10 protein-coding genes are annotated in these 12706 nt (G+C 64.6%); 7 read left to right on the top strand and 3 right to left on the bottom strand.

What is annotated here, in order from left to right; genetic code table 11:
- The first annotated feature begins 9 nt into the window (after nt 1–9).
- The 7 genes from EGY25_RS15035 (at nt 10) to EGY25_RS15005 (ending at nt 9872) form a co-directional block, all read left to right on the top strand.
- A complete protein-coding gene (locus tag EGY25_RS15035) occupies nt 10–2085 on the top strand; it encodes a TonB-dependent siderophore receptor (protein ID WP_135195832.1) in 2076 nt (691 codons plus the stop codon).
- Nucleotide 2086: 1 nt separating this feature from the next.
- Nucleotides 2087–3025, top strand: coding sequence for a DUF5829 family protein (locus EGY25_RS15030; protein ID WP_135195831.1), 939 nt, complete (start codon nt 2087–2089; stop codon nt 3023–3025).
- The gene (locus tag EGY25_RS15025; RefSeq protein ID WP_135195830.1) at nt 3022–3756 is read left to right on the top strand and encodes an ABC transporter ATP-binding protein; all 735 of its coding nucleotides are present in this window, start codon (nt 3022–3024) and stop codon (nt 3754–3756) included. The genes EGY25_RS15030 and EGY25_RS15025 overlap by 4 nt, the downstream gene beginning before the upstream one ends.
- The gene (locus EGY25_RS15020) at nt 3753–5189 is read left to right on the top strand and encodes an ABC transporter permease (RefSeq protein ID WP_135195829.1); all 1437 of its coding nucleotides are present in this window, start codon (nt 3753–3755) and stop codon (nt 5187–5189) included. The genes EGY25_RS15025 and EGY25_RS15020 overlap by 4 nt, the downstream gene beginning before the upstream one ends.
- Nucleotides 5189–6445, top strand: a complete 1257-nt coding sequence (locus tag EGY25_RS15015; protein WP_135195828.1) for a DUF3526 domain-containing protein — start codon at nt 5189–5191, stop codon at nt 6443–6445. Before EGY25_RS15020 ends, EGY25_RS15015 begins: the two co-directional genes overlap by 1 nt.
- Nucleotides 6446–6665: 220 nt before the next feature.
- The gene (locus tag EGY25_RS15010; protein ID WP_209308102.1) at nt 6666–8882 is read left to right on the top strand and encodes a TonB-dependent receptor domain-containing protein; all 2217 of its coding nucleotides are present in this window, start codon (nt 6666–6668) and stop codon (nt 8880–8882) included.
- Between the two features lie 306 nt (nt 8883–9188).
- Nucleotides 9189–9872, top strand: a complete 684-nt coding sequence (locus EGY25_RS15005) for an IS6 family transposase (RefSeq protein WP_135195826.1) — start codon at nt 9189–9191, stop codon at nt 9870–9872.
- Between the two features lie 140 nt (nt 9873–10012).
- Here EGY25_RS15005 and EGY25_RS15000 read toward each other — a convergent pair whose 3' ends face one another.
- From EGY25_RS15000 to EGY25_RS14990, 3 genes are all read right to left on the bottom strand, one after another.
- A complete protein-coding gene (locus EGY25_RS15000; protein ID WP_167762580.1) occupies nt 10013–11008 on the bottom strand; it encodes a DUF3089 domain-containing protein in 996 nt (331 codons plus the stop codon).
- Between the two features lie 317 nt (nt 11009–11325).
- Nucleotides 11326–11406: an AGE family epimerase/isomerase gene (locus EGY25_RS16970; RefSeq protein WP_135196070.1), complete on the bottom strand. Its 81-nt coding sequence runs from the start codon at nt 11404–11406 to the stop codon at nt 11326–11328.
- Between the two features lie 351 nt (nt 11407–11757).
- Nucleotides 11758–12696 (bottom strand): NmrA family NAD(P)-binding protein, encoded by a 939-nt coding sequence (locus EGY25_RS14990; RefSeq protein ID WP_135195824.1) that lies wholly within the window; start codon nt 12694–12696, stop codon nt 11758–11760.
- Nucleotides 12697–12706 lie beyond the last annotated feature (10 nt).

The following is a 12706-nucleotide window of genomic DNA, read 5'->3' as shown; positions in this document are numbered from 1 at the left end:
GGGGACTTGATGAAACTGCTGCTCGCCACCGCCAGCCTCGCCGCCCTGTGCGCGGCGCCCGCATTCGCCCAGGACGATTCGATCCTGCGCCAACAGGATGACGCATCCGAGCTCGATGCGATTACCGTCTTCGGACGCCGACTCGGACGCATACCCGGCGAGACCGCCACCAAGACCGGCGCGCCCGTTCTGGAGACGCCGTTCACCGTCAACATCGTCACGCGAGAGCTGCTCGACCTTCGCAACGTCTCCAACATCGGCGAGGCGGCCGAGACCGTCAGCGGCGTCCAGCGCACGATCGGCTTCTCCGGCAATCAGCGCTTCCGCATCCGCGGCTTCCAGAACATCTCGACGCTGCGCGACGGGTTCCGCCAGTCGGTCAGCCAACCCGAGATCGATCTCCAGGGCGTCGAGAGCATCGAGGTGCTCAAGGGGCCGGCCTCAGCCCTCTATGGCCGCTTCGAGCCCGGCGGCGTCGTCAACTTTGTCTCGAAACGCCCTTATGCAGAATCGGGCGGCGAGGCCTTCATCGTCGGCGGCTCCAACGCCTACTGGCGTGGCGGCCTGGACGTGAACGCCCCCCTCACGGCCGACGGCACGGTCCTGGCGCGCCTGAACGTCGGTTACGAGAACGCCGACAGCTACCGCGACCTAGTCGACAACGAGCAGCTCTACATCTCGCCTGTCGTCGAATGGCGGCCTGACGCCGACACCAGCCTTCTGGCCCGGCTGGAATATCTGCAACGGGACGCCGCCTTCGATCGCGGCTTCGGCGCCAACGCCGCCTTCCTCGATCAGCCGGTCAGCCGGAACTACGGCGAAGAGTTCATGCGGATCGAGAAGGAGCAATGGGTCGCAGGTCTGGAGTTCAACCGTCGCCTGAACGCCGACTGGCGGCTTCGGCTAGGGGGCTTTGTGTCGGCAGTGGATGTGCCGGAAGAGCAATTCTTCAACTATGGCTTCCCGCCCCTGTCCGGCACGACGGTCAATCGCAGTTTCGTCAGCTATGACGAGACCCAAGACGACCTGACGCTGCAGGCCGAACTGTATGGCCGCCTCGTCACCGGCCCGCTGATCCACCGCCTGCTGATCGGCCTCGATCACAGTCGTGACGAGCTGTCCTTCCTCAATGGTCAGATCGCCTATGGCCAGCCGATCGACCTGCTCAACCCGGTCCAGACCGGCCGACCAACGACCTATCTCCCGGTGGGCGACAGCCACTACGACTACACCGCGACCGGCCTCTACGTTCAGGACGAGATCGCCTGGAACAACTGGCGGCTTCTGCTGGGTGGCCGGCTTGAGGAGGTCGAGACCTACGCCTTCAGCGCCGATTTCGTGGATCCTGGCGTCAGCCGCACGGACAGCCCCTTCTCTCCCCGCGCCGGGCTGACCTATCTGCTGACGCCGCACTGGTCGCTGTATGGCAGCTGGGCCCGGTCCTCGCGCAACGAAGGCGATGCAGGGCTTCTGGAAAGCGGGCTGACGCCCAAGCCGACGCGCGGCGAACAGTTCGAGTTCGGAACCAAGGCGCTGGCTTTCGACGGAAGGGCCGAGCTCACCCTGTCCGCCTTCGAGATCACCAAGACCGGCGCGGTCGTTTCCGATCCGGTGGACTTCAATCTGGTCATCCAGGCCGGAGAAATCCGCATGCGCGGCGTCGAGGCCGAGGTCTCGGCGCGGCCGCTCGATCCCTGGACCCTGGTGGCGTCCTACGCCTACAGCGACAGCGAGATCGTCGAAGACACCAATAGTGTCATCGTCGGCAACCGTCTGGCCGGCGTTCCGGACCACCAGGCCGCCCTGTGGACCTCCTGGGCGTTCGACGGCGCCCTTGACGGCCTGACCGTCGGTGGCGGCGTCTTCCATGCCTCCAGTCAGGCGGCCACCACCAGCAACACCCTGGACCTGCCCGGCTACACCCGAGTGGATCTCAACGCCGCCTATGCCTTCGGAGACGGCTACGAAGTGCGGGTGAATGTCGACAACGTCACGGACGAGACGATCTTCATCACCGGCGGCTTCTCCCAGATCTATCCGCAGGCGCCGCGCACGGCGCGCCTGACCCTGAGCAAGCGCTGGTAGGATGCGGGCCGCCCTCGCCTTCACCGCCGCTCTCGTTCTGGCCGAGGCGGCGCAAGCCCGCGCCGCACCCGCTCAGCCGGCGATGACGGAAAGCCAGGCGCCGCGACCGCCCGCCCTGAACCATGTCTATATCGTGGTGGATGGACCGACCTTCGAGGCCCTGCGTGACGCCCCCGAACTGGCGGCGCTGCTCGGCCGAACGGACGGCGGCTTGCCCGACTACGCGCCCCCCGCCCCAGACGCGGACCGCGTCTTCTTCCGGGGGCGCCAGACCTATCTGGAAATCTTCGCGCCGGAGAACCGGTTCAACGAACCTGTCGGCAAGGTAGGGCTGGGCCTTGGCCTGGATGCCCCGGCCGAATTCGAGGCGGTCGAGCAGGCTTGGCGGAAACACTGCGGCCACCGCGCCAGACGCACGCCGGTCGCCTACAGCCGAACCAAGCCGCCGACACCCTGGTACGACGCGGCCCAATGCGATGACACCGCTGTGGGACCCGAGCTGGCGGTCTGGGCCATGGTCTACCGGCCGGAGTTCCAGCGCTGGCAGGCCGAAGCCGGCCCCTCCAGCCTCCCCGTCACGCGCCGGGCCGACATCCTGGCGCCCCGCGCCTTGGCCGGTCAGGGACGGTTCGATATCGCGGGACTAACCCTGGCGCTGTCGGCTGACCTGCGCGAGCGGCTCATCGGCCAACTGGTCGTAGCCGGTTTCCAACGCCGGGACGTGCCGGACGCCGTCGAGCTTCAGGCCGACGCCTTCCTCCTGAGGCTGGTCGAACCGTCGGGCAGAACAGGTTTGATCGCCATCGACCTGGCGACCGCATCCCAGTCCCCGCCTGACCGCGTGCTGGGGGCCGCCCTGTTGACGGCAGAGCCTGGCGGTCGCGCCCTCCTCCGCTTTCCCCCCGATCAGAAAACGCGCGCCGAACAGGACCAGCCATGACCGAAACCGCACCCATCCGGATCGAAGACCTCGTGGTCGATTACGGCGCCGACGCCGTGCTGACCGGTCTTTCGCTCTGCGTGCCCGCCGGCAGCATCACCGCCTTGCTGGGCGGAAATGGCGCCGGCAAGTCCACGACCCTCGCCACCCTTCTGGGTTTCGTGCGCGCGCGCTCGGGCACGGTGCGGGTCGATGGGATCGATCCTGGGGCCGATCCCGATGGCGCGCGGAGGCGCATCGCCTACCTTCCTGAGAACGTCGCGCTTTACGAGCATCTGAGCGCTTCAGAAAACGCCGAATATCTGCTGGCCCTGTCCGGCGAGACGCCTGCGCGGGAGGCGCTCTGCGAGGCCTTCCGCGCCGCCGGCCTGCAGGAGGCCGCCTGGTCCCAACGCCTGGCCGGTTTCTCCAAAGGCATGCGACAGAAGGTGGCCATAGCGGTGGCTCTTCTGCGCCGAACGCCCGTTCTGCTGCTGGACGAACCGACGTCCGGCCTTGATCCTCGCGCCACGGCCGACTTCAACGCTCTGGTCAGCGCGGTCCGGGACCGGGGCGCCGCCATCCTGATGGTCACCCACGACCTCCTGAGCGCCGCAAACGTCGCAGACAGAATCTGCTTCCTCGACGCGGGACGCATCGTCGAGGACCTCGAGGCCGAGGGTCCTGACCGGTTCGACATCCGCGCGCTCCACAGACGCTTCGCGGTCACCGAGCGAGCGGCCGCCGCATGAGAACCACGCTCCTGATCGCACGCGACGAGCTGCGATTGATGATCCGTAATAAGGTTGCTCTCATCGCCGTCGTGCTGATGACTCTGCTGACGCTCACCGCCGTCGCCAGCGCCTGGTCGCATCAGCAGCATGCGGCCGACCTCCGCGCCCGGCATCAGTCGGAGGCCGAACAGGCCTTTGACGCTCAGCCTGACCGGCACCCGCACCGAGTCGTCCACTATGGGCACTTCATCTATCGTCCATTGAGCCCGCTCGCGGCCTTCGATCCTGGCGTCGACGCCTTCACCGGCAGCAGCCTCTTTCTCGAAGGCCACCGGCAGAACACGGCCAACTTCGGTGACGTGCGTCAGAGCTCCATGCTCGTCCGCTTCGGCCAGCTTACGCCGGCCTTTATCCTTCAAACCGTCGCGCCGCTCCTGCTGATCTTTCTGGGCTACGGCGTGCTGTCGCGAGAGACAGAGCGCGGCACCTTGCGGTTGCTGCTCCTGCAGGGCGCTCGACGCTCACAGGTCGTCGGCGGCAAGCTGATCGCGCTCGGCGCCGTCACGCTTCTGGCGGGCCTGCCGGCGATGATAGGCTTCGCTTTAATAGCGGGGAAGCCCGGCGCCTCGGCCCTTCCCATGATGATCACCGCGTTGGGTTACGGCGCCTATCTGGCGCTTTGGGCGATAATCATCGTCTTCGTTTCCGCTTGTGTCCGCCGCAGCCGCACCGCCTTGATTGGGCTCATCGGTTTCTGGGCTGTGACGGTCATCCTGCTCCCGCGGGTCGCGCCCGACATCGCCAACGCGGTCGTGCCGCTAGAAAGCCGGCTGCAGACGGATATTGCCATCGGCCGCGACCTGCGTCGTGCCGGTGATAGCCATGACGCCAACGATCCGCATTTCGCGGCTTTCCGGCAGTCTGTGCTCGATCGTTACGGCGTCGACCGGATCGAGGACCTTCCCGTCAACTACAAGGGTCTTCAGGCGATCGAGGGCGAACGCCTGACCTCCGAATTGTTCGATCAATATGCGCGCAGGGCCCATGCGGCCCAGCTGCGCCAGAACCGAATTGTCCAGACTGCCGGCCTGTTCAGTCCCGCCATCGCGCTTCGTTCGATGTCGATGGCCGCAGCGGGCACGGACCTGGCCGCGCATCAGCGTTTCCTGGACCAGGCTGAAGCCTATCGTTTCGATCTCGTCCAGCGACTGAACCGACTACAGGCTGAAAGCGTCAGCTATGCGAATGACACCGCCAGTGACGCCGGCGCCGACCGCCGCAAGCGGATTGCCGCCGACCACTGGCGACAGATGCCGCAGTTCCTCTACCGACCGGCAAGCGCATCGGACCTGGCTCGCGCCGCCTTGCCCGGCCTTCTCGTCCTAGTCGCCTGGCTGAGTCTCGCCGGCCTGCTGCTGACCGCCGCCTTACGCCGCCTGGGAGGCCGCTGATGTCCTTGTGGATATATGAAGTCGGATTGATCCTTCGTTCGCCCGTCGCCCTGATCGCCACGCTTCTTCTGGCAATCTTCGCGGGTGCCGCCGTCCTGGCCGGTTTGCACGAGGTCTCGCGTCAGCAGGCCGCCATCGCAGCCATCCCCGCCGCTCAGGCCGAGGACAACGCCGCTGTCGCCGTTCGCGTGGCGGAAAGTCAGGACGCCGGATCGGCCGCCTACTACAGCTTCCATCCCACTTGGAACGCCCCATCGACGCTGGCCTTCGCCGCCTTGGGTATGCGGGACGTCTCGCCCCACATGCTGCGCATTCGCGCGCTCGGTCTGGAGGCGCAAATCTACGACGGCGAGACGTTCAACCCCGAACTGGCGCTTCCAGGCCGGTTCGACTTCGCCTTCGTCCTTGTTTTCCTAGCGCCGCTGTTCGTCATCGCCCTATTCCACGACCTGACGTCCGGCGAACGGGAGGCGGGGCGACTTCGCACGCTCGAGGCGCTCCCCCACGGCGGTCGTGCTCTGTGGCTTCGACGGTCCGGTCTGCGCTTCATCATGCTGTGGACGGCTCTGGGCGTTCCCTTCTTGCTGGGCGCGTTGGTCTCACGCGCGCCCCTTGCGGGGACCGCAGCCTTCGTTGTGATCGTAGCCGCCTACCTCCTGTTCTGGATCGCCGTCGCTCTGCTCGTAAGCCGGCTGCGCTGGAGCTCGGTCGCCAACGCCGCGGCGCTGGCAGCGATCTGGCTCGTGCTCGCCCTGGTGCTTCCCACGCTCGCCAATGTCGTCATCAACCGCGCCCTTCCGGTCGAGCAGGGATCGGAGATCGCCCTTGCGCAGCGCGAGGCGGTCAACGGCGCCTGGGACATTCCGCGCGAAGACACGATGCGCAGGTTCTACGCAAATCATCCCGAGTGGGATGGCATCGCGCCGCTTCCCGAGACCTTCCACTACAAATGGTACCTCGCCTTTCATCAGGTGGGAGACGAGAGCGTTGCGGATCAGGTCCAAGCCTACCGGACGGGCCTGGAACGCAGAGACGCCGCCGCCAGAACACTCGGCGTCTTGCTGCCGACCGTCGGCGTCCAGGCCGTCCTGACCCGGCTGGCCCGGACGGACCTCCAAGCCCAGCTGGCCTATCAGAACGATATCCGCGCCTACCACCAGCGACTGCGCGCCTTCTATTACAGCTACCTCTTCCATGACCGCCCGTTTGCCGCCGCAGATTTTGGGCGGGCGCCGACGTTCGTTGAAGGTGGCTGATTTCGCATGACCGCCCAAGCGCCACGGACGGCGCCGCTTCGACGATTGGACGCGCTCGTCACTATGCGTCGCAATCCATACCGACCCGCTGCATCCAGCGACATCACACACGCATTTACCTCCCTCTGATGAGCCTCGAACCATGTCTTTGCGTCAGCCTTCAACCCGGCTGCGGCTTCTTTGCGCCGCTTCCTCGATCATCCTCATGCCATCGCTGGCAATGGCCCAAGACAAAGACATTGCGTCGCCGCAGCTTACGGGGGTCGGCCAACTCGACGAAGTCGTGGTTACGGGCAGATCGCTGGGCGAGCTGGGCAGGCAGTCGCACCTGCCGGTGCAACTGCTGGCCGGAGAAGAATTGGTCCACCGGCGACAAGGCGGTCTGGGCGAGACGCTTGCAGGGCTGCCCGGCGTGCACCTCGACAGTTTCGGCGGCGGCGCCTCCCGGCCGGTGATCCGAGGCCAGACCACGCCAAGGATCGAGATTCTCTCTGACGGCGCAAACCTTTTCGACGTGTCATCGACCTCGCCTGATCACGCGATCACGACCGATCCGCTTCTGCTGGACGGCATCGAAGTGCTGCGCGGGCCCGCCGCCTCCCGCTACGGCGGCAATGCGATGAATGGCGCGATCAATCTGATCGACAGCCGCGTGCCCAAGGTCCTGCCCCAAGGCGGCCTGACCGGAGCCGTCGAGGCGCGCTATGGCACAGGCGACGACGAGCAGGCGTTCGTTGGCCGTGTCACGGCCGGGCTCGAAGCCTTCGCCGTCCACCTTGAAGGCTCGCATCGCAGCGCCGACGACTACCGGATACACAGCGCCCATGGATCTGACAGGCTGACGGACTCTTTCGCGGAAAGCTCGAACTACGGCGTCGGCGCGTCCTGGATCACGTCTAAGGGTTATATCGGCGCCGGCTGGTCTCGGATGGAAAGCGAGTACGGCCTCCCCGGCCACACCCACGCCAATGGCGTCTGCCACACGCACTATTACAATGACTACCTCGACCTGCATTGCCGCGGACATGGAGGATTTGTCGATCCGATCACGACGCCCGACGACCACACAGCCTACATCAAGCTGACCAGCGATCGTGCCGATCTCCGCGCGGACTATGACAACCTGCTGCCGGGGCTCACCCACCTTCGCCTGCGTGCGTCTTACACCGACTACCGACATGACGAGTTCGACGGCCCGACCCTCTTCACCCGATATGCCAACGAGGTCTGGGACGGCCGGGTCGAACTGACCCACAAGCCCCTGTTGGGCTTCACGGGCACCTTCGGCATTCAGTACACCGACGGAACCTTCGCCGGTCTGAACATCAACGATTTGGCCCTGCCCTTCCCCGAAGACGACTATGGCTTGGACGGGGTCGCCGACTATCTTACTGATAATGTCGCCGTTTTCCTGAGCGAGCGTCGATCAATCGGTCCCATCGACTTTGAAATCGCGGCTCGCAAGGATTGGCGCACGATCAGCGCCAGCCCCCCGCCCTTCCGGACCACCCTGCCCGAAGACAACTGGGCCTCCGAGTACTATGGCCCGAACTGGCGCGAGGTGCTCGAGGGCTTCGCTCTCGACAGCTTCGATCAGTTGCACCCTCGAACGGAGCACAACCCATTCTCGGCCTCGTTGGGGGCGACTTGGAACATCGACGCCGAGTATGCTCTGGCGCTGTCTTTGGCTCACACCGAACGGGCTCCGAGCGTGCGCGAGCTCTATGCCAACGGCAACAACCTGGCGACCAACAGCTACGAAATGGGCCTGACGCAATCGCCAGGCGACTGGCTGTGGGACGACTTTCCGGTGTCGTTCCCGCGCAGCGCGCCTGACCTGCTGGAGGAGACCCGCTCGATCAATCTGACCTTGACCAAGGCGACCGGCCCGACGCGGTTCGAGATCAGCGCCTTCCATCAGCAGATCGACAACTACATCTTCGCGCGCCTCATCGACACCGACAGCGAGCGCGGCGCGGCGCATAACTGGCTGCTCTATGTCGCCGCTGACGCCGCATTCAGCGGGATTGACGGTCAGATCAGCCACGATCTGAGCCGCGCGGCACGCGTCACCATTTTCGGCGACTATGTGCGAGCAGAAATGAAGAGCGAGAACGACAACCTGCCCCGCATCCCGCCGGGTCGTCTGGGCGTCCGCTACGCGTGGAGCTCCGGCCCGCTGTCCGCCGACGCCGAATACTATCGCACCTTCGAGCAGGATCGGGTCGCCGCCTATGAGACACGCACCCCCGGCTTCGACATGCTGAACGTCACGGTTTCCTACCGTCTAGATGTCGGCGCCGAGCGCAGCGTCGATCTCTTTCTTCGCGGGACGAACCTGACGAACGATCTAGCATATGTGCATACCTCCTTCGTCAAGGACCAGTCACCCATGCGCGGCCGCAACTTCGTCTTCGGCATGCGTCATCGTTTCTGATGTCTCCGATCGCGAGCACCGGACGTTTTCAGATCAGAAGATGTCCGGCGCCCTTGGAACAGCGGATGCTAAATGTCGCCGGTCTTGGATTTATCATCGCTCGCCGCGCCCTCCGCTTCTGACCACAGGCCCAGCGAGACATCTACTCGCAGGTCAACTTCGTAAATTGGCGCTTGCGCCCAAACCCCCTAGCCCTCTTCGAGCTGATAAAGTCGGCAGTGCGCCAGTAAAGGACGGCGCTGCCAGTCTAACGTTAAATTGTTTCCACTTCAGACCGCCTAACGGTCTGATCGGAGATCGCATTTCGTGAAGCAGCTATCCTTCAAGCGTCATCGCTTTCTTGCGGGGGTGATCCGCCACGCCGTATGGCCCTACTTTCGCTTCAGCCTCAGCCTTACCGACGTTGAGGAGTTGTTGGCCGAGCGGGGGATCGACGTCAGCTATGAGACGATCCGCTGCTGGACGATCAAGTTTGGGCCGCAGATCGCACGACGGCTGAAGAAGCTCCGCCCCTCCCCTTCTCCTCGCTGGCATCTCGACGAAGTCGTTTGCTCAATCGGCGGAAAGCGCATGTTTATTTGGCTCGCTGTGGACGAAGAAGGTGAAGTGCTTGACGTTGATGTTCAGCGACGGCGAGCCACTGACGCGTCCTTAGAGCTGCTAGAGCGTCTTCTGCGAAATCAGCCTGTCGAGCATGAAAAGATCGTGACCGACGGTCTCGCATCATACCAACCAGCCTTAGGTCAGCTTGGTCTGCGGCATCTGCATTCCCTTGGCCGGCCTCGAAAAAACAATCGGGCTGAGAACTCTCATGTGCCGATCCGACGACGAGAGCGGCAGCAGCAATCCCAAGCTTCGGCCCAGCGCTTTCTCACCACTCACGCCTCGGTCTCCAACACCTTCTACACCCAACGACATCTCATCAGCCGACCCATCCTTCGTAGTTTTCGCGATAGCGCTGAGGCAGCTTGGACCGAAGCTACTGGATGAGATTTCGTGTGTCTGGGACAGGGTCCAGCCATGCCGTTAACCTGACAGCGCTTTCGGCGGGGTCTTCCAGACCCGTTTGCATTCGAAGGGGGGGGCGGGAGATCGGTCACACGCCCCCTTTTACGGCCGCCAGCCGGATGTCAGGGCGCCCGATGCGCCGCACGCCAAGCCGAGATTCGCGTGACGGCATTTTCCCTCATCGCCCCATAGAACAGACCATACTCGTTCAGGTGATAACTGCCCGCCAGCCGCGTCAGCTGATCGCTGTAGGCCTCGGGCGCCTCCCCGAGGTCGACCTCCAGCATTCCGTCGTGGCAGCGCGCCCCCGTCAGGCCGGGCGTCGGGGCCGGAACGGGCGTGGTGTGAGGCAAGGGAATGCTGCCGGGGTTCTGCGCGGCCGGTGTCGCCGTCTCCATCGACCCCGCCCGCCAGGTCAGGGGATTGACGCAGATCGCCGGCGGCTGGTCCGCCTCCTTCAGCGCCCCCTGCCACCAGTAGGTCTTGTCGTTGATGACCATGCGGGAGATCGCGCTGCCGATCTTGGAGGCGTTCCAGCTCAGCACGCAGCCTGTCTGCTCCGCCGCGTCGCAGATGGGCAGGCCGATCTCCGGGAAAGCGTTCGGCGTATAGCCGCCGATCAGATAGGCGACGACCATTCGATCCTGCAGCGGCGTGCCCAGGATTTCCCGCTGCAGCAGCTGAGCCGCGTGCAGCGTCCCCTGGCTGTGCGAAGCGAGGATGAAGGGGCGCCCGTCATTGTGCTCGGAGATGAAGCGGCGAAAGGACGTCGCGACGTCCTGATAGGCCAGATCGACCGCGCCCTGGTCGCCCAGGCCCGTCAGCGTCGCCTGGCGATAGCGTGGAGCGTAGATGCGGCAGCAGCCGTTGAAGACGCTGGCCTGGCCCAGCAGGACGGCGGGATTGAGCGGGGCCAGTGTGTCGTCGGCATCCCACGACCCGTTCAGGCTCTCCTTGTCGGCGATGGTGGTGGGGGAGATGAAGAATACATCGGCAGGGGCCTCGGCCTCCACCACCGGCGTGAGGCCCAGGGGCGTTGATCGCTCCAGGCCACCCCGTCCCGGAAAGGCCAGCCAGGCCTCGTCTCGGGCATAGTCCGGGGCGGCGGGTGCGGTCAAAGGGTCAAACGGAGGGGGCTGCTTGCCACCGCAGCCCATCAGGAGGAGGACGCCAAACAGAACGGCGGCACGGCGGGTCGAAGCGCGTGACATGTGGTGATCCTCAAACGTCTTTTAGGATGGTCGCCTGAGCTGAGGCTCCCACCACGAGAGCGCCTCGTCAACATTCATTATAGCATTAATTAATGTATGCATTTACTCTCGCCCGGCCTTGAGCGGCCAGGACAGCAGGCTCGCAATTACCGCGTCGGCAGTCGTCTCCCTGGCCAGAAGCGCCCCATGGCCTTGCAGATTGGCATATCTGCCCGGGCATGGCCCTAGAGCACGAGCAGCCAGGCCCATTCGAACTGGTGTCCCGGTCGGATCAAACGACCGTCTGCGCCGAGCGAGTCGGACATCTACCCAGTCCAGCTTCCGCGAATGCCGCCGCCGCAATGTCCGCGGCCCTGCCGCAGACTTGGATCGATGCGAGGCTCTGTTGGACTAGAGCGTCCGCTTCACCGGTTTCGACGCCAGAATGGTTTGATCGTTAGCCGGCCACATCGTTTGGCTGGACGCGCGCACCCGATTCAGGTGCGAGCGTCCGCCTCGTGCGCAAAAAAGACGATGGTCTCGCGTCTACGGCGCCGCTCACAGGTTTCGCCAGGCCGATCGTGGACCACTATGAAATCGGGTGACGATAAAGGCCAGATATCGCCGGATATTGGAGCGAGGAGAGCAGGCGCGGGTGGATCCGACCTGATCGTCTTTCAGATCCCGGCCCTCGAACTCCAGGTCTGGAACGTCTCCGGCTCAGCTTCGTCAGCAACGGACTTCAGATACTTCGGCGCCCAACTGTCGCGGAGGAAGTCCTCCATGCGCGTGGGCAAGGGCGCGCGTTCGCCGTGAAAGCGGACCCGGCCGCTGTTGAGGGCCTCGATCGTCTGGTCATCGTCGAGCCAGTTTTCCTCCGAGCCGAAGCGTTTGAGGTATTCGTCCTTGATGTCGTCACGCGTTCTGTCGATGAACCGGTACTCGACCGGCCGTCCGATTTCCCGGCTCATCAGGGCCGTAATCTCCGGCATGGTGAGATCCTCCGATCCGACCTCCCGGATGACCCGGCGCTCTCTGGTCGGATGGGTCAGTTCCTGGGCCGCCAGATCGGCGATGTCCCGGGTGGCGACCCAAGGGGTCTTGAGATCCGGATCCAGAGACCAGCCGATCCCGCCGTGCCGGGCGACAGCTTCAGTCCAGAACAGAAGGTTTTCCATGAACCAGGCGGCGCGGAGATGGACGAGGTCGATATCTGTCAGCGCGTTCAACGCCTCTTCGAGGTGATGAAAGCCCTCGAAATGGCCAGTGTCGCCCCGGACATCGGATCCGATAGCGGTCAGATTCACCGCAAGCTTGACGGGCGAACCCTTCAGTGCGGCGACGAAGCGGCGTGCGACCGCTGGATAATGGCCACGCAGGTTGCTCCAGTCGGTCTTGACCATGAGGAAGGCCGCCTCGACATCCTCAAATATCGCGTCCAAATCCCCCGCCCCCGTATCGAAGCTTCCGATCACGGGTTGGGCCCCTTCGGCGACGAGGGCGTCCAAAGCGGGGCCGCCACGCGAGAGCGCCTTGACTTGATGACCCTCGGCCAGAAGAGTTCGGGTGAGTTGGGCGCCGATCCTTCCGGTGGCCCCGACGACAGCAATGCGCATCACGTTCTCC

The sequence above is a fragment of the Brevundimonas intermedia genome, from assembly GCF_004614235.1.
GTDB classification, from domain to species: Bacteria; Pseudomonadota; Alphaproteobacteria; order Caulobacterales; family Caulobacteraceae; genus Brevundimonas; species Brevundimonas intermedia_A.
This window is presented reverse-complemented; position numbering and strand designations above follow the sequence as displayed.

What these genes read in the sequence shown, in the direction of transcription:
- EGY25_RS15035 (WP_135195832.1), top strand. Translation starts at nt 10, where the DNA reads ATGAAACTGCTGCTCGCCACCGCCAGCCTCGCCGCCCTGTGCGCGGCG.
- EGY25_RS15030 (WP_135195831.1), top strand. Translation starts at nt 2,087, where the DNA reads ATGCGGGCCGCCCTCGCCTTCACCGCCGCTCTCGTTCTGGCCGAGGCG.
- EGY25_RS15025 (WP_135195830.1), top strand. Translation starts at nt 3,022, where the DNA reads ATGACCGAAACCGCACCCATCCGGATCGAAGACCTCGTGGTCGATTAC.
- EGY25_RS15020 (WP_135195829.1), top strand. Translation starts at nt 3,753, where the DNA reads ATGAGAACCACGCTCCTGATCGCACGCGACGAGCTGCGATTGATGATC.
- EGY25_RS15015 (WP_135195828.1), top strand. Translation starts at nt 5,189, where the DNA reads ATGTCCTTGTGGATATATGAAGTCGGATTGATCCTTCGTTCGCCCGTC.
- EGY25_RS15010 (WP_209308102.1), top strand. Translation starts at nt 6,666, where the DNA reads ATGGCCCAAGACAAAGACATTGCGTCGCCGCAGCTTACGGGGGTCGGC.
- EGY25_RS16970 (WP_135196070.1), bottom strand. Translation starts at nt 11,406, where the DNA reads ATGTCCGACTCGCTCGGCGCAGACGGTCGTTTGATCCGACCGGGACAC.
- EGY25_RS14990 (WP_135195824.1), bottom strand. Translation starts at nt 12,696, where the DNA reads ATGCGCATTGCTGTCGTCGGGGCCACCGGAAGGATCGGCGCCCAACTC.